This is a genomic window from Iocasia fonsfrigidae (genome assembly GCF_017751145.1).
GTDB classification, from domain to species: domain Bacteria; phylum Bacillota; class Halanaerobiia; order Halanaerobiales; family DTU029; genus Iocasia; species Iocasia fonsfrigidae.
In genome coordinates this window covers 1,521,141-1,536,348 of the sequence record NZ_CP046640.1, presented here as the reverse complement: position 1 = coordinate 1,536,348, position 15,208 = coordinate 1,521,141, and the positions used below count along the sequence as shown (strand labels likewise).

21 protein-coding genes and 2 pseudogenes are annotated in these 15,208 nt (G+C 33.0%); 5 read left to right on the top strand and 18 right to left on the bottom strand.

Annotation, left to right across the window (positions count from 1 at the left end):
• Positions 1-293 precede the first annotated feature (293 nt).
• A pseudogene (locus GM661_RS19145) lies at positions 294-1,859 on the bottom strand (IS3 family transposase).
• A gap of 90 nt (positions 1,860-1,949) precedes the next feature.
• Between GM661_RS19145 and GM661_RS18930 the strand changes: the two are divergent.
• Positions 1,950-2,075: a hypothetical protein gene (locus tag GM661_RS18930; protein ID WP_269059915.1), complete on the top strand. Its 126-nt coding sequence runs from the start codon at positions 1,950-1,952 to the stop codon at positions 2,073-2,075.
• 23 nt (positions 2,076-2,098) lie between these two features.
• On the opposite strand, the gene GM661_RS07275 is transcribed toward GM661_RS18930, so the two are convergent.
• The 6 genes from GM661_RS07275 to GM661_RS07255 form a co-directional block, all read right to left on the bottom strand.
• On the bottom strand, positions 2,099-3,079 hold the full coding sequence (locus GM661_RS07275; protein WP_230869413.1) for a DUF3658 domain-containing protein: 981 nt from the start codon (positions 3,077-3,079) through the stop codon (positions 2,099-2,101).
• 202 nt (positions 3,080-3,281) lie between these two features.
• Positions 3,282-3,785 carry a GNAT family N-acetyltransferase gene (locus GM661_RS07270; RefSeq protein ID WP_407929652.1) on the bottom strand — a complete coding sequence of 168 codons (504 nt, stop codon included), beginning with the start codon at positions 3,783-3,785 and terminating at the stop codon, positions 3,282-3,284.
• Between the two features lie 355 nt (positions 3,786-4,140).
• A complete protein-coding gene (gene tnpB / locus GM661_RS18925) occupies positions 4,141-4,326 on the bottom strand; it encodes an IS66 family insertion sequence element accessory protein TnpB (RefSeq protein WP_269059914.1) in 186 nt (61 codons plus the stop codon).
• A complete protein-coding gene (tnpB, locus tag GM661_RS19140) occupies positions 4,259-4,510 on the bottom strand; it encodes an IS66 family insertion sequence element accessory protein TnpB (protein ID WP_407929621.1) in 252 nt (83 codons plus the stop codon). Before tnpB (GM661_RS19140) ends, tnpB (GM661_RS18925) begins: the two co-directional genes overlap by 68 nt.
• The gene (locus GM661_RS07260) at positions 4,504-4,647 is read right to left on the bottom strand and encodes a hypothetical protein (RefSeq protein WP_230869411.1); all 144 of its coding nucleotides are present in this window, start codon (positions 4,645-4,647) and stop codon (positions 4,504-4,506) included. Before GM661_RS07260 ends, tnpB (GM661_RS19140) begins: the two co-directional genes overlap by 7 nt.
• 233 nt (positions 4,648-4,880) lie before the next feature.
• Positions 4,881-5,519 carry a type 1 glutamine amidotransferase family protein gene (locus tag GM661_RS07255; protein ID WP_230869410.1) on the bottom strand — a complete coding sequence of 213 codons (639 nt, stop codon included), beginning with the start codon at positions 5,517-5,519 and terminating at the stop codon, positions 4,881-4,883.
• A gap of 339 nt (positions 5,520-5,858) precedes the next feature.
• On the opposite strand from GM661_RS07255, the gene GM661_RS07250 reads away from it, so the two are divergent.
• Entirely contained in the window at positions 5,859-5,996 is a 138-nt protein-coding gene (locus tag GM661_RS07250) for a hypothetical protein (RefSeq protein ID WP_230869409.1), read from the top strand.
• A 264-nt stretch (positions 5,997-6,260) separates the two neighbouring features.
• Here the strand turns inward: GM661_RS07250 and GM661_RS07245 are convergent, their stop codons facing one another.
• The 9 genes and pseudogenes from GM661_RS07245 to GM661_RS18920 form a co-directional block, all read right to left on the bottom strand.
• On the bottom strand, positions 6,261-6,452 hold the full coding sequence (locus tag GM661_RS07245) for a HEPN domain-containing protein (RefSeq protein ID WP_230869408.1): 192 nt from the start codon (positions 6,450-6,452) through the stop codon (positions 6,261-6,263).
• Positions 6,442-6,771, bottom strand: coding sequence for a nucleotidyltransferase domain-containing protein (locus tag GM661_RS07240; protein WP_164522202.1), 330 nt, complete (start codon positions 6,769-6,771; stop codon positions 6,442-6,444). Before GM661_RS07240 ends, GM661_RS07245 begins: the two co-directional genes overlap by 11 nt.
• A gap of 279 nt (positions 6,772-7,050) precedes the next feature.
• Positions 7,051-7,398 (bottom strand): TIGR04076 family protein, encoded by a 348-nt coding sequence (locus GM661_RS07235; protein ID WP_230869407.1) that lies wholly within the window; start codon positions 7,396-7,398, stop codon positions 7,051-7,053.
• Between the two features lie 280 nt (positions 7,399-7,678).
• Positions 7,679-7,783 (bottom strand): annotated as a pseudogene (locus tag GM661_RS19135) (DUF3795 domain-containing protein); the annotation flags it as partial.
• Positions 7,776-8,147 carry an MmcQ/YjbR family DNA-binding protein gene (locus tag GM661_RS07230; RefSeq protein WP_230869406.1) on the bottom strand — a complete coding sequence of 124 codons (372 nt, stop codon included), beginning with the start codon at positions 8,145-8,147 and terminating at the stop codon, positions 7,776-7,778. The gene GM661_RS07230 and the pseudogene GM661_RS19135, both read right to left, overlap by 8 nt.
• Positions 8,148-8,257: 110 nt before the next feature.
• On the bottom strand, positions 8,258-8,443 hold the full coding sequence (locus tag GM661_RS19130) for a class I SAM-dependent methyltransferase (protein ID WP_407929651.1): 186 nt from the start codon (positions 8,441-8,443) through the stop codon (positions 8,258-8,260).
• 80 nt (positions 8,444-8,523) lie between these two features.
• Positions 8,524-9,291 (bottom strand): DUF6544 family protein, encoded by a 768-nt coding sequence (locus GM661_RS07225; RefSeq protein WP_230869405.1) that lies wholly within the window; start codon positions 9,289-9,291, stop codon positions 8,524-8,526.
• Positions 9,292-9,534: 243 nt separating this feature from the next.
• Positions 9,535-10,881 (bottom strand): MATE family efflux transporter, encoded by a 1,347-nt coding sequence (locus GM661_RS07220; RefSeq protein WP_230869770.1) that lies wholly within the window; start codon positions 10,879-10,881, stop codon positions 9,535-9,537.
• A 142-nt stretch (positions 10,882-11,023) separates the two neighbouring features.
• Positions 11,024-11,149, bottom strand: a complete 126-nt coding sequence (locus GM661_RS18920) for a hypothetical protein (protein WP_269059913.1) — start codon at positions 11,147-11,149, stop codon at positions 11,024-11,026.
• 157 nt (positions 11,150-11,306) lie between these two features.
• Here GM661_RS18920 and GM661_RS07215 point away from each other — a divergent pair, with 157 nt between their 5' ends.
• Together GM661_RS07215 and GM661_RS07210 are read left to right on the top strand one after the other, a co-directional pair.
• On the top strand, positions 11,307-11,690 hold the full coding sequence (locus GM661_RS07215; protein ID WP_125989589.1) for a HEPN domain-containing protein: 384 nt from the start codon (positions 11,307-11,309) through the stop codon (positions 11,688-11,690).
• Positions 11,669-12,007 carry a nucleotidyltransferase domain-containing protein gene (locus tag GM661_RS07210; protein ID WP_125989587.1) on the top strand — a complete coding sequence of 113 codons (339 nt, stop codon included), beginning with the start codon at positions 11,669-11,671 and terminating at the stop codon, positions 12,005-12,007. Before GM661_RS07215 ends, GM661_RS07210 begins: the two co-directional genes overlap by 22 nt.
• A 174-nt stretch (positions 12,008-12,181) precedes the next feature.
• On the opposite strand, the gene ltrA is transcribed toward GM661_RS07210, so the two are convergent.
• Entirely contained in the window at positions 12,182-13,495 is a 1,314-nt protein-coding gene (gene ltrA, locus GM661_RS07205) for a group II intron reverse transcriptase/maturase (protein WP_230869404.1), read from the bottom strand.
• A 598-nt stretch (positions 13,496-14,093) separates the two neighbouring features.
• Between ltrA and GM661_RS07200 the strand changes: the two genes are divergently transcribed.
• Positions 14,094-14,417, top strand: a complete 324-nt coding sequence (locus tag GM661_RS07200; protein WP_230869403.1) for an AbrB/MazE/SpoVT family DNA-binding domain-containing protein — start codon at positions 14,094-14,096, stop codon at positions 14,415-14,417.
• A gap of 147 nt (positions 14,418-14,564) precedes the next feature.
• Here GM661_RS07200 and GM661_RS07195 read toward each other — a convergent pair whose 3' ends face one another.
• Entirely contained in the window at positions 14,565-15,197 is a 633-nt protein-coding gene (locus GM661_RS07195; RefSeq protein ID WP_230869402.1) for a CatB-related O-acetyltransferase, read from the bottom strand.
• Positions 15,198-15,208: the final 11 nt, after the last annotated feature.

Here is a 15,208-nt window from a genome sequence, read left to right as displayed (position 1 = left end):
GCCTAACGTACCAGGGATTTAAGAAGTTCATGAGGTTTAGGGCGACCACCTTTACCGAATGAATTTGGATGAAACGTAGCGGAATCTTAAATCCCATGTTGAACAAAACTGCTACGCAGTGGCTTTCCCCAATTGAAATCATACTAATCTTTCAATATGTATTTGATATAACCACATCTTCGTATAAAATAATCTTACAAATTATCCAAAGGAGATGTGGTTCGGAGTTTGTCAAGTAAGTTGTCGTATTTAGTTAAAAAAAATCTTTGAATATCCATTTCTCAGGACTCCAGTTAGGAGCTTTGTTGATTGAGGTATTTTTTAACTTCATCTTCTTTCATAGGATTTAATGTTACATATTCAGGAAGAGACCAGTCTCTGATTTCCTGACCATCTTTCTGGATGTACTGCCTTTGCTTTTTCATATGTTTCAGTGCGTTCTTTAACTATATTTATGTCAAGCCCATAATGTCTCTGATAGGGCGTTATAAAATTAATTCCACTGTGTAAGTGCTTATGATTGTACCAATGAACAAACTTAGAGACCCATTCTCTAGCCTCAAGTAGATCTTTAAAGCCTCTATTAGGGTAAACAGGCCTGTACTTCATTGTTTTAAATAGTGACTCAGAATAGGGATTATCATTACTAACTCTTGGTCTTGAGAATGAACTTTGAACCCCTAACTTTTCTAGTGTTGCTATAAATGTTGCTGCTTTCATGGGACTGCCATTATCAGAATGCAGTACCAGTGGTTTATCATTAGTTTTTGCCGCTAGACCTTGAGATAGAATAGCTTTTCTAATTAGTTTTTTAGAGTACTCAGCATTTTCTGTTTCCCAGACTTCATGAGTAATAATGAGCCTGCTAAACATATCAACAATTAAATAAAGCTTAAAGAATTTTCCCTTGATAAAAGCATTGATCCAGGTAATATCCCAGGTCCATACCTGATTTGGAGCAGTAGCTATATGAGTTGGAATTTCTCTTTTTACTGGTTCTTTAGACTTACTTCTATGAGTATTTAATTTCTCTTCATTTAATACTCTGTAGAAGGTTGATTCTGAAGCAATATATTTACCCTGATCAGCTAGTTTAGGAACTATCTGTGATGGTGGTAAATCAGCAAATTCTTTACTATTAGCTACTTTAATTATTTCTTTTCGTTCTTCATCAGTTAATTTATTTTTAGGAGTATCTCTTTCTATTAATGGTCTCTGATCCTTTTTAACTGAATCATCTTGAGTCCATCTCTGATAGGTGCGAGAGCTAATACCAAGCTCTTGACAGGCTGGTTCTAATCGAGCACCATTTTCTTTTGCTTCATTGATCAGCTTTACTGCTTTTTTGCGATCTGAGGTACTGATCATTCTTCCTCGTGGTCCCCCCAAATCGCATCTGCCTTTTTTCTTAGTACCAGTAAGGCTGCAGTTTCAGCCAGAGCTTTCTCTTTATGTCTTAATTCTTTTTGAAGTTTTTTAATCTTATGCTGTTTATTTTTAAGACTATCTTTTAGTTCTTTTGGATCTTCAAAGCTAGTATCATTGGCATTCTGGCATTGTTTAACCCAGTTCTTTAATTCTTCAACATGAATACCTTTTTCTCGGCAGTATTTAGAAGTTTCAAGTTCAGAAAGACTAGCAGTTTCTAAAACAGCCTGGAATTTATCTTTAGATGTCCATTTACGTGATTTTTTACTGGTAGGAGAGCTTTCCTTTAAAACTTTGGCTCTCCAGGTGTAAAGAGTATTTACAGGAATATTCAACTCTTTAGCTAAATCAGGCACTTTCTCAGCATTCGGTGGAGCAAGTCTTTTGAATACAGATTCCTTTAATTTTTTTGAATATGTTTTTTGGGGCATATTAATTCTCCTTAGGATTTATTGTCGTTACTTTTATTATACACAGATTTTACTCCGTACGACAACTATCCTAACACATAGGGGGTTTTAATGACAGATTTTAAAGAAAAAATGATTCAAAACATGAAATTAAGGAATTTTAGTAGTAGTACTCAAGATTGTTACCTGAGGCATATTGAGCATTTTGAAAAGTTTTTTGATTCTAAGGTTGCGTAAACAAATTGAAATTTGTTATGTTCCTATATATGCTTATAATTTGAGAGTACATTTTTCAACACTCGATGATAGCTCGGCATATCTTTAGTAAACGTAGTTACAACCTCAAGTTTTCCTTCATGAAGCATTTCTTCTATACGGAATGCTACCCATGAATCACTAATCCCAAGTTGGTATTTACCAAGTACTCGTCCAACAATCATTGCTTCCTGAAATTCTTCGCCTTCTGCTGCGATTTCCTGAATAATAAAGTCGTCATAAAGTTTTTCTGACGCACTAACCAACTGTCCATTCAGTATGGCTCGTAAAGGTGCGTTCTCTACTTGAAGCTCCTTCCAATGAGATGCACAGCTTTGTATAAATACTGCTACCACAGACTTTTGCAAGGCAAGATACCGATGCCACTCTTCCGGAGCCACTTCACCCCAGCTATTTTTTCGTACAATATTTTCTTTATTGTCAACTTCCCATTCTGGGAGTTTGACGATAAAAACCTGTCCGCCATGCACTTTCCATTGATTCAACTGCCCCATGAACCAATAAAATCCACACATTTCATCAGGCTGATTGCTGTACCAGATTCGAAGGACTTCTCCTGCTACTGCACGTTCCTGAACCATTTTTAGATCTTCATTTGCCCTGTTAAGTATTTCATCTGCTGCCTGATGCCCCTCATTATTCGGATAAACGCTGTATAAGTGTTCCAACGTCTGTTTGCGCTTGATACCAGGCTGATTTTCCGAAATATCTCCGATGCTTAACACCAAATTGAATCCATAGATGTCTGTTGTTTTACCACCCAAAGGGGTAGCACTCTCCCACGCCAAGCGTGCCTTTTCCTTTGCTTCTCGCCTGGCAGTTTCAACTTCCTCTTTGGTTGGCTTGCTTCCATCAGTGTGACTAACGAAAACGCCAATACACCCATCTTGATATTTTCCTTTGCCATAGTGTTGTGCCACTTTAAGACTTCCACAAGCACTTTCGCTAAATACAATATCAATCATAATAGTTATCCTCCAAGTCTCGAATTTACTCGTCCGCTAGATAATATAGTAAACTCAAGATTTCAAGCTCAAATGAAATCTTTTAAAAATTTGTTTGGGCTTTTGCTTTCTTGCAATTGCGGAAATACTCCTGATTTGTTAGGCGACGTGTGGCAAGCCCTAGCTATAAACTATCAAAAGTTCTTCTTTATAATATTTATAGTTAATTCAGATATGCAACTTGAACAATCTGTTTTTCTCCATTTTTATCAAAGTATTTATAATTCTGCATACCAATCTTTTCAGCTACTTTCTGAGATGGAACATTTTTAATTGTTGTATATGAAAATATCTTAGGAAAATTTAAGGTTTTAAAAGCATATTCTTTACAAGCCATAGCAGCCTCTGTTGCGAATCCTTTGTTACAATATTCCTTAATAATATGAAAACCTATCTCTGGTACAGTTTCATTTCCAATATTCTGCATTGTGATACCACAATCTCCAATAAAAACTTTACCCTTTTTTACTATAACTGCCCATAATCCATGCTGATATTTTTTATAATTTTCTATATTCCAGTAAATCCAGTTTTCTACTTCTTTTTCACTAAATGGGTGAGGATAATATACCATTGATTCTGGATCAGATAGGACTTTCATTAAATTAGTCTTATCTTCAGGGATTAATTCTCTTAAATATAATCTCTTAGTCTCAATAATCATTATAAATAATCACCTCATTACTAGTAATTTTTATACATATATATTTTACACCATATTAAATTTGTTTTTTAATGATGCATCCATAAGAAAGCCACATGTCGCCTAACAATAAACTTCACGTATTGTTCCTCAATACCAGTTTAATTTAGCTGTCAATTCTTCAATTTGTTGAGCCTGTATTGCATTTTATTTTCTAAAGATAGCTCTTTATTTTCTTCTTTATTAACTTGTATAGTCGTTGATTTATCAGTAGTTTTCATAAATTTATTATATCATTTTAAGGAGAAAAAAGATACTAAAATTAAGCATAAAAGCTCTGGTTTTACAATATTTTTGAGGCTTTTATCTAAAGTTTGTTTTAGATGATTATTCTTTCTTTAACGGCAGGATGAGCACCTTTTTGATGAATAGATAAACCATCAAGTAACCACCTGAATTGTCTTTCATCAATCATTACTGTAGAGCCAGTAGTACCATCAAGCCATCTGAATCTGCTTTTTTCCAGGCGTTTGTAGTGTACGTTTGTAGTGTAACCAGAAACCATTATTATCCCATTCCAAAATCTTGAGCTTTTCCTGCTTTCTGTTACAGAAGACAAAGAGGTCATGAGAAAAGGGATTGAGCTTAAAGCTCTCCTGAACTATTAAGGATAGGCCATTGATTGATTTCCTAAGATCAGTAGGCCCTAGGGCTAAGTACACCTTATTGATATGATGTTGATTTAACATTGATCCTTAAGAATCCTGACTATGGTTTCAAATGTAGTTGGGTCAATCCCTTTTGGCACCTCAATTGTTGAATTACCAATGGTAACCTTTAGATGTTGAAACTGATCAGCAATTGATGGGGCAGAAGCAACAGACACCCACTGAGTCTTTCTAAGTTTTGTCTGTTTATTTTCATCTTTAAATTTTTTAATCCAGTACCTGAGAGTATTAGCAGGAATGCCATTTTTTTACACCATTTTGGAACTGATAAGCTTGATAGTGTTTCATCCAGTATGCTCTTTTATCATTCATTTGTAGATTACCTCCCTTCAGGGAGATTATCTCATAATAATTGCTTGCTGTGAATGTGTGCTAGAATTGGCGCTTACAATTATTTCAATGTTTCCATTAAACTGTAAAAATATTTAGGTTGTTTAGTTTTATATAATTGATACCATGCTTCTAATGTATCCTTTTTCATTACATTTATCTTTTTAAATATTTCGTATGAGAATTCCAACGGAGCAAGTCCTGTAGCAGTTATTAAATTATCATCTACCACTGTTGGAGCATTTATATAATGAGAACTCCCTTTATAATTAGGGCTAAACATTTTCAGAAAATCCTTATCATTACTTGTGTGCTTTCTATTATCTAATAAGCCAATTTGAGCTAATGCTACTGTAGCACCACAAATTGCTGCAATTATGACTTTCCTATTAATCACATCTGACACTATATTTAATATTTCCTTGTTTTTATCATCCATCCAAGTATCTGCTCCAGGAAGGATAAGTATATCTCCTTCCTGGAATTCGATATTATTAATATCCTTATCAGGTGTAATAGTTATTCCACCCATTGTTTTTATGGGTTTTAAAGTGTTTCCAATCATAATAAGTTCTGTCTTTTTATTTTTATTAAAATATCGACGACTATTTAATTCCGCAGTTAAGAATGCTATTTCCCAATCAGATAGAGTATCCAGAACATATATATAGCAATTTTCATAAATTAATTTGTTTTTCATTCCCTCTCCTCCATTATTTGTAACGATTTTTGTTTATACATTAAATATATCACGTTAAACCCGACTACAGTATGTCATGTTTATAAAATTATAAAATATCATAGTATTTCGTCTAACAATAGTCTCCAAGTATTGTTCCACTTAATAATTTTTTAGCCAATTTATCAGCCTCCTCTTTATAATTTAATTACAGTTTATAATTTAATATGAAACTAATTACTTTAAATTGTCAAGTTTATTTTTGAATCTATTTTACTTAAAGTATTTTACTTTTTTTAAAGCAGAAGATATAATATTAAAAGGCAATAATAGTTAAATCTGGGTGGACAGGCAAAAGAGTTGAATAAAAGATATAATATTAATAAAACACTGCAAAATCTAAGTAATAAGATTAGACAGGAAACTATTAAATACAGTGAAGTAAAGGAAATTGCAGATATTCTTGGTTATGAAATAAAGTGGATCAAAAACAATTAAACCCTGGATCATGAGATGCCAGGGTGCAAGCTACTAATATTATTTTTTAAATCTATCCTATACATAATTTTTCCTAATCAGCTATCTTAGCCAAAACAAAAATTTTTATCTTTTTGGCATCTTTTATGGCCAATTTAACATCTTCTTCTTCGATATCAATATGAAAGGGACTCACCTGAACTCCATAATCAGTTAGATTTATACATTCATCTATAATATTCTTAAATAAAGCATCATATTTCTGACATTCCTTATTTAAGAATATTAAGTCTGTGTTTTTTTAATTTGACCTCCATGAAAAGCCAGAAATCCTTTTAAATATTTCTCTACAGATTGCTGGCAATGATATGCCATTATCTCTAGGGGTTTGGGCTTCATTTTAAGTAAGAAAACAGCTGATTGTAAATCATAATCAGCTAATTCAAACCATTCCTGAGCTATTTCCCTATTGTCCATAGACTTTAACCCCTTCATTTTTTATCTTAAACTCCAGAGTTGAAGCGATATTTGCTCTATCATAGAAGTCATTCTGATCATAGACCAGGAGATCTACCGGTCTTGAAGTAAGAGGTATAATTGCTTTTCTGGCCTTTCTCATTAGATCTAGTTTGCGTTTACCGTTTAGTTTAGAAAGAATACATAAATCTATATCACTGTCTTCATTTGGTATTCCATAAGCATGTGAACCAAATAAGATTATTTCTTCAGCAGCTATTTCCTGACTGATTTTCTTGATTAAATTATCAATATCTATACTTATTTTCTGATTAGCCACAGCTATTACCTCCTAACCTTTGTCCTTTATATTTCTATTATATCAATAAAAGCTGTAGATATAAACATTAAAATGCAACATTTTCCTAGCTTTTTATCTGCTAATGTTCCTCAAATTATTTTTTTATTTAAAATAGAAAACAAAACCATATTTCCAACTAGATATATCAATCAATAGCTCCCCGAAGTAGGGGCCTAATATATTATTGATATACCTCATCAATCAACCTATCAAATGAATATTTCGACTATCTTCAACTGAATACAATAAAAATTAAAGCTAATCGAAAAACTTTCCCTTATAAAAATTCTCATTCCCAAGTTTCTTTGCCGTCAGCCTGAATATAACGCAACCATCTGGACATACAATATCTTTGCTATATTTGCTAGTTCCGCCAATATTCTCTAAATCTCCACCACTTCTGACAGCCTCCATGATTGGAAACATAATCATCATTGCTTTGGAGCAAATACCCTGTCCATTTGCATTTACAGGACAGCCATAGGTGCAGGTATACTTATCCCCGACTTCCTCGCCATTTCGGCAATACCGCTCTGTGTGGTCACCACGCAGAAACCCTATTACCTCGATTTCCCATTCATATTCCTCATCATACCATTTTTTCACGATAAACCTCCAACTTCAAATTTGTCTTCTCATTGTTTATAAATAATCTTTACTAAATTAATAGCTATTTTGATAACTTTAACTACATTTTATAGACCCTAATTCTATACTCTGAAATTATATCATCTTACAGCGTTACGGTAGAATTACCAGTTGCCCAGTCACCACCGCTCAGATCCCGGCGTGCGGAACTACCACACCGGGCTCCTCAAGAATACTCACTTCCGTAATCAGACAAATAAGGCCTTTAAAGTTGTACGGGCCTTAATGAATTACTTTAACTTTCACCCCAAAAAAGCTTTTTAATGCTAATACAACCTTTACAATCCATCTCCTCGCTATAACTACATTCACTACACAAAATTCCACATCTTGATTCAATCATTTTTATCACCATTCCTTATTTCATTTTGCATCTTCTTACTTAATTTGTTAAATATTAATTCATATGATTGGTCAATCATATCCTTTATTACTTCATCAGGGACTTCACCTTCTAAGTACACAGAATTCCAATGAACCTTATTCATATAATAGCCAGGTATGATATCTTCATACTGAATACGTAGTTCCTCACCAAATGATGGTTCACATTTTAATGTGATTATCTCTTTGCCTGTCTTATCAGTACATATTGCAGCAATCATCTTACCATTTAACAGATACCTATCCCATTCCCATTCTTCTTTAAAATCTTTAGTAACTCCTAATTTTGATAATAAATATTCATCCAACCATTCATAATTCATGTTCATCCCCACCTTTTTCTCATTTGTTTTGCTCAGCTGACACTTTCACATACGTCCCTGAGATTCGCGACGTCTCCGATAATGCTCCTGTTCTCAGATAAATTATAAATCTAACATAAGTCAGTATTAGTAGGAGAGCTTACATGATGTAAAAACATATTTGCAAAAACGTAATCGACTGATTCACCTTCTATAGGCAACTCTTCAAATTTTCCCCCTCGACATTCGATATCTCCTTTATCTCCAAACTTATCTCTAATTTTATTAAGCATCTTAACAGATTGATCTACAGCTATAACTTTTACTCCTTTTTATATTAGGATCTAAACTAGAGGGGGTAATGACTCTATGAAGGGTAAAGATATTATTTCATTTTTCAAACATTACTATTATCAAAATTTATTTCAGTAATATTACCATCAAAATATACCAGGTCGTTCTTACTTAAATTCCATATGCCTTTCATTCTGCCTGGAATTCTGATACCATTTTTTTCTATATAATTTTCTACTTTAGCTGTCCATCTCTCTTTTTCTATTACCCCATTACCCTTATCCATATAACGATCATTTGTCTCAAACTTAATAAATTCGCCTTTATCATTAAAAGTAAAGATTCCTTCAACCTTTATTCCACCATAATTCATAATTGCTTTTGCCTTATTACTGTCTATTTCTTCCCATTTAATATAATCTTGTAGTGCAACATTAGGGACAATAAGTGCCTCAGCTAAAAAAGTAACTAAAGCAGACTGATCCATCTTAGGTCCTGTTACATCAAATAGAGTTATTATTTTCATCAGTTTCCCAATCATAGAACCTTTCCCGTTTTGATATTTATCTCTACCCTCAAATGGAATTATTCCCATAACTTTTGAACTCAGGTACGCTATTCGTGCAGGTTCAGAAACAAAATTATACTGTTCTGATCTTAATTTTAACTGTTTACCGTTACTTATAAAGTCAACGTCCTCTAAAACAATTTTAGCATTTGACATCTTCTTTTTACCTATATAACCACAATATCTAAAATACCTCTGTACAGGAGCTGGTAGTGATACAATATCATCTTTTGTAAAAGGCTGATTATTTAAAACTGTCTTCTCAAGTTCGGATTTTACTTCTGAACTATATATTTTTTTCATAAAAAGATAATCTCCCTTCATTACCAAAAATGCACTTAATATAACTATTAATATTAATGCAATTATAAGATGAATTTTTTTAGAAATATATATTTTTAACACCCTTTCAAACTAAAGATTTTTGATTCTTTCCCTGTTTTGTTCCTATATTATTTTAAAATCTCATTCTCATTAGATTTTATTCTTGCTTTGCTAGATAATTCAAAGCAACCCTATGTTCAAACCTTCTGTAACTTAAAAAAACTAGAAAGTATCAGATTTAATACGAGAAATAATCTCTTTATCTTTCCAAGTACCCTTAAAAAATCTTCCTGTAAGACAAATTCCTCTAAATAACCAATCAATAGTCATTGCAACCCAGATACCAAATACGCCAAGTCCAAAGGTATTTCCCAAAATATAACTAAACCCAATTCGCCAGGTCCACATAGATATAATTGCAATAATCATTGTAAATTTCACATCATTTGCAGCTCTTAATGTATTTGGTAAGGTAAAGGATAATGGCCAAATAAAGATACAGCAAATACTATAATATCGTATGATTTGTATAGTAAGGTTTGTAGTTTCATCACTTAACTTATATATACTGACAATTGCAGGGACAAAAATAATAATAAAACAATTTATAATAGCAAGAGCTGCAAAAGTTATTTTCATAATCTTTTTTGTATAGTAGACTGCCTGTTTATAATCATTAGCACCAACACATTGACCGATAATTGTAATTAAAGAAAGTCCTGTAGCCATACCTGGTATAACTGCAAATCCAGCAATTGTATTAGATACTGCATTAGCAGCAATAGCTACAGTACCAAAGCTGGCAACTAGACTCATGACTAATATTTTTCCTACCTGAAACATACTATTCTCTAAACTATTGGGTATGCCAATCTGCAAAATTTGTTTAATAATTTGAAAATCAAATTTCAAACAAAAACTTTCAATATAGATATCATAAGTAGGTATCCGGATAAGTACAAGCATAATAATAGCTGCTACAATGCGGGATATTAATGTAGCAATACCGACCCCCTCGACTCCCATACCAAAGCCATAAATCAATATAGCATTACCAAAGATATTTATGATGTTCATACATAAGGAGGTAAACATAGATATTCTAGAGTTTCCCATTGCACGAAATAGTGCTGCAGAACTATTATAGACACTTAAAAAGGGATATGACAATGAAGAAAGGAAGAAGTATATCTGGGCATTTTTCATGATCGCAGAATCAACCTGCCCAAAGATCACATTCAGAATAATTTTATTACCAATTAAAGCAAAGAACATAATACCGATAGATATAGTTCCTGAGACTAATAAAAGTTGGTTTGCAGAAATACAGGCCGTTTTCCGGTCTTTTTTACCTAGATATTGTGCTGATATAACAGCCCCACCAGTAGCTAAAGCTGCGAATATATTAATCAATAAAATATTAATTGTATCTACAAGAGATACTCCTGAAACAGCAATTTCTCCTGCGCCTGATATCATAATAATATCTGCCATACCTACAGTTACAGCTAAAAATTGTTCTATCACCAATGGTATAATTAACCATTTTAAGTCTTTGTCAGAAAACATAGGATTCAAAGTTAGGTCACTTCTTTCTTGATTAAATAGTATAAATTATATTTGTTTGAAATAAAGCAGAATATAACCATTATAATACTATTTTTAAAGAAAGAAAAGATTTAAATTTTATCCAGATATTATTTATAATAATTTATAATATTCCTACTCTTTGCAAAACATATTTCTTTCTGAATTCCTCCGCTCTGTTTGTTAATTCAAGAATAAGCTTATTTAATTCCTTATCATTTTTATTATCAATTACCTTATCAATCTGCAAAATAAATTCCTGCTCCTGATTTGTTATCTGATGTAGCCCGTTTACACTTATTTCTTTTGGTTATAATATATAACAAACCTTAATAATTAGCAAATAATTCACATTTGTCTCTTTTCATGTTATAATTAAATTAACAATAAGCAAGGGACTGAGTCTCATGTCTAACGAAAACTATTGGACCGACATTGCAAAATATGATCTGGAAACAGCTGAAGCAATGCTTAAATCAAAAAGATATCTATATGTTGGTTTCATGTGCCACCAAACAATAGAAAAAATGTTAAAAGCTATTTACTCATACAAAATTCAAGAAATGCCACCCCGTATTCATAATCTAGCTAGATTAGTAAAATTAACAAAATTGGATAATGAAATTTCTGAAGAACTTCTAAATATAATTCATGAATTAAATCCACTTAATATTGCCACTAGATATCCCGATCAAGAACTTGAAGTATTAAAAAATTTGGATTACAAATATTCCTCTGAACTTCTTGGTAAGACAAGGAGGTTATTCAAATGGCTAGAAACAAAGCTATGACTAAAAACAAAATAAATGAGTATATAAAGACCTTAGAAAAACATATAACAGTAAGTAAAGTAGTTCTTTATGGTTCATGGGCAAATGGAAGCCCTGATGAATATAGTGACATAGACTTAGCTGTATTTTCTCCTGACTTTGGAAAACACAAACTTAAAGAATTGCAATTACTATCTAAATTAACCTGGAACATTGATGAGTCAATTGAAGCTATTCCATACTCTACTGATCAGCTTAACAACAGCGATCCTACTAATTTAGCTAATAATATAATGAAAAACGGTGAAATAATTTATGATAAAACTTCAAGACATTAATTTGTTGCGAAGTTTATTTTTTTACCCACATTATAATTGCTCTTTTTCTTCTTTATTTCTACCCAACTAGCTATTTGTCGAGTAGAAGGCACCTCACGATGCCGAACCCTCACAGATCCGGACGGGCCCAATTCGGGCATCCGGCTCCTCACTCCATCTCACATAAAATCAAAACTATCCATATATATTTACACATATTCTTGCTTTTGGTATGTGTTTATCAATTATATATTTCTTAAATTTCTCCCATATAAAGCTTTTCCTCTGACTTCTTCTATTCAACCATTTAAATAGTATTCTGATAATTGCCTGTCTAAAATTATCTATAGACTTACTATTATCTGTTATTCCATAATATTGATAATGTCCTCTCAACTTGGATTTAACCTTATCTACTATTTCGTTGGTCGTCAACATATTCCTCCTTAGCTTTATCCATCTTGTGAATTCTACTATCTTGGCGTTGATTTTTTTCTTCATCGTCCTACGTTTTACCCTAAATCTACCTTTTCTGCTTGTACTACAGTAGTGAGTAAAACCTAGAAAGTCAAAGGTTTCCGGTTTGCCTCTACCTAATCGTCTGCTGTTACTGGCTGCAAATCTACCAAATTCTATTATCTTGGATTTATCTTCTGCCAGTGCTAAACCGAATTTTGCTAGTCTTTTCTTTAGTACATGAAAGAATATCTCTGCTGCTCTTTTGTATTGAAAGCAGCATACATAATCGTCAGCGTATCGCACTATCTCAGCTTCACCGTTGATACGATAATGTTTGCCAATTATCCCCATAAACCATAGGTCTAGTACATAATGAAGATATATATTTGCCAGTAATGGAGATATTATTGCTCCCTGAGGTGTTCCCTGCTCAGTTGCTGTGAGTTCCCCATCTTCTATTATTCCAGCTTTGAGAAACCTTACTATCAGCCTTTTTATATTCGGATCTGCTATATTTACTCCTATAAATTTCATTAACCATTCATGATTTACATTGTCAAAGAATCCCTTTATATCTGCATCTACCACATAGCTGATTTTCTGCTTTTCTATTACTATGTTTAGCTTCTTTAAGGCGTCATGACAACTTAGTCCTGGTCGAAATCCATATGATATGTCCAGAAATATGGCTTCATATATCGGCTCCAGTATCTTCTTTAATCCCAGCTGCACTAGCTTGTCTTCATATGCTGGTATCCCTAGAGGTCTTACTTTTCCTTTTCCTTTACCTTTGGGTATATATATCCTTCTTACTGGCTGGGGTCTATATGAGTGTGTTTTTAATTTTTTCACAAGAGCACTTATATTCTCTTTTAAGTTCTCCTCATATTCTGCTTTAGTTACTTCATCTACACCTGTTGCCTTACCAGCTTCCAATTCTTGATGACATAACAGCAGTAATTCCTCATTCAGTAAGTGATACAGTGAAGTGAATACTGTCTTTGGATTTTGTTTTGCTTTTATTGCTATCTTTGCTAATTTTGTTGACATTATTTATCCACCCCTGTGTGTGGTTAATGTGTCCTTAACAAATACGATTTCGTGCAGTTTTCCTTTTCTCCACCGGCATTACCCGGCTTCATCAATACTATGAAAACTGTCCGACTCCCTGCAACCTTCAGCATTCTTCCTTTTTATCAGTTGTTTGCTATACTTCTTTTCAGAAGAATTGCAGGGTCTCCTGAGTTATCATATAGTCATTGTATAACATGCCTGGCTCTTAGACCCCGGGGAGGTTTTAAGAAACTAGCCATTAATGTCTCATAAAATGTTGCTTTCCAGATATCTGAAACTGTCAGCCTTTCCCAATTGTACGATTTCGAGGCTCAATCACTTTCAGGCCTATTACCTAACTGTCTACACTTAAATCAATAAATCACTTTATTGACTCCAAGACTCGCTACTGATGATTTGGCTTAATCTTATCAGGTAGGATTTCCACCTACTAAACTATATACCATTGCTCAGTCGTACCAGATAACGTGATGCGTATTTACAACGTTTCTAGGCCTTAGTGCGACCGCACTTAGGTTTTTTTCTCCTTTTTGCATATTAATACAAATGTTATAATATTAATGAGGTGATATTTATGAAATCTATTAAGTTGCGTAAAGTTGGAAATAGTTTCAGTTTTACTGTTCCAAAAGAACTTGTTGAAAAATATAATCTTAAAGAAGGCGAAGAATTACATCTTATAGAAAATAATGATGGTTTTACTTTAACACCGTTTAATCCTGAAAAATGGGCTAATGCTTTTGACAAAACTAATAACAAATATAGAAACACATTAAGGAATTATCTAAATGAAAAATATAATTTTTGTTCCCAAAACGTTAATTTTATCTATCAACCCCCTTATCGGACTTGTATCGACAAGAAAGCTCCCATGCTAGGCGCACAAGAAAAGCCATAATGAAATTAATTTCATCATGGCTTTTTTCGTTAATATTATGATTCAAACTTAAAAAAATCTAATTTCGTCCTTTCTTTAAAGCAGGATAACCTCATGCTCCTACTTAAGAACCCTTCTCCATACCTTACCCCTTCAATGGGAAATTATTTAAAAATGTAACTTATCAACTTCCCCATTCATAATATAGGGTAAAAATTGTTCTATCTTATCAAAAGACCAATTCCACCATTGTATCTGCTGTAATTTATTAATTGTTTCCTCATCAAAACGCTTTTTGATTTCTTTCGCAGGAACACCCCCAACAACTGTATATGGAGGAATATCCTTTGTTACAACTGCTCGTGTTCCTATAATTGCACCATCCCCAATATGAACACCGGATAAGATAACTGCTTCATATCCTATCCAAACATCATTACCAATTACAATGTCGCCCTTATTATCCCATGCAGACTTAACATGCTTTTTATTTAAATTCCATTCTTCAAAGAATAATGGAAATGGATAAGTTGAAAGTGATTTAAGAGTGTGATTAGCACTTGTAAAAAGGAACTTTGCTCCACACGCTATGGAACAAAACTTGCCAATAATCAATCTATCTTTATTGATGGGATAATGATATAACACATTATTCTTTTCGAATTGCGTAGGGTCAGACACAAAATCATTATACATAGTATAATCGCCAACTATAATATTGGGATTTGTAATTGTACCTTTCAAATATATTGTTTCAAAGTCATTGGTCCGTGGGTATATTTTTTCATCTGGAATAGTCATAAAAATCCTCC

Bases quoted from the DNA above. Each gene is read 5' to 3' on its own strand.
- GM661_RS18930 (WP_269059915.1), top strand. From the start codon at position 1,950: ATGACAGATTTTAAAGAAAAAATGATTCAAAACATGAAATTAAGGAAT.
- GM661_RS07275 (WP_230869413.1), bottom strand. From the start codon at position 3,079: ATGATTGATATTGTATTTAGCGAAAGTGCTTGTGGAAGTCTTAAAGTG.
- tnpB (WP_269059914.1), bottom strand. From the start codon at position 4,326: ATGGTTTCTGGTTACACTACAAACGTACACTACAAACGCCTGGAAAAA.
- tnpB (WP_407929621.1), bottom strand. From the start codon at position 4,510: ATGTTAAATCAACATCATATCAATAAGGTGTACTTAGCCCTAGGGCCT.
- GM661_RS07255 (WP_230869410.1), bottom strand. From the start codon at position 5,519: ATGAAAAACAAATTAATTTATGAAAATTGCTATATATATGTTCTGGAT.
- GM661_RS07245 (WP_230869408.1), bottom strand. From the start codon at position 6,452: ATGGACAATAGGGAAATAGCTCAGGAATGGTTTGAATTAGCTGATTAT.
- GM661_RS07230 (WP_230869406.1), bottom strand. From the start codon at position 8,147: ATGAATTATGAATGGTTGGATGAATATTTATTATCAAAATTAGGAGTT.
- GM661_RS07225 (WP_230869405.1), bottom strand. From the start codon at position 9,291: ATGAAAAAAATATATAGTTCAGAAGTAAAATCCGAACTTGAGAAGACA.
- GM661_RS07220 (WP_230869770.1), bottom strand. From the start codon at position 10,881: ATGTTTTCTGACAAAGACTTAAAATGGTTAATTATACCATTGGTGATA.
- GM661_RS07215 (WP_125989589.1), top strand. From the start codon at position 11,307: ATGTCTAACGAAAACTATTGGACCGACATTGCAAAATATGATCTGGAA.
- GM661_RS07210 (WP_125989587.1), top strand. From the start codon at position 11,669: ATGGCTAGAAACAAAGCTATGACTAAAAACAAAATAAATGAGTATATA.
- ltrA (WP_230869404.1), bottom strand. From the start codon at position 13,495: ATGTCAACAAAATTAGCAAAGATAGCAATAAAAGCAAAACAAAATCCA.
- GM661_RS07200 (WP_230869403.1), top strand. From the start codon at position 14,094: ATGAAATCTATTAAGTTGCGTAAAGTTGGAAATAGTTTCAGTTTTACT.
- GM661_RS07195 (WP_230869402.1), bottom strand. From the start codon at position 15,197: ATGACTATTCCAGATGAAAAAATATACCCACGGACCAATGACTTTGAA.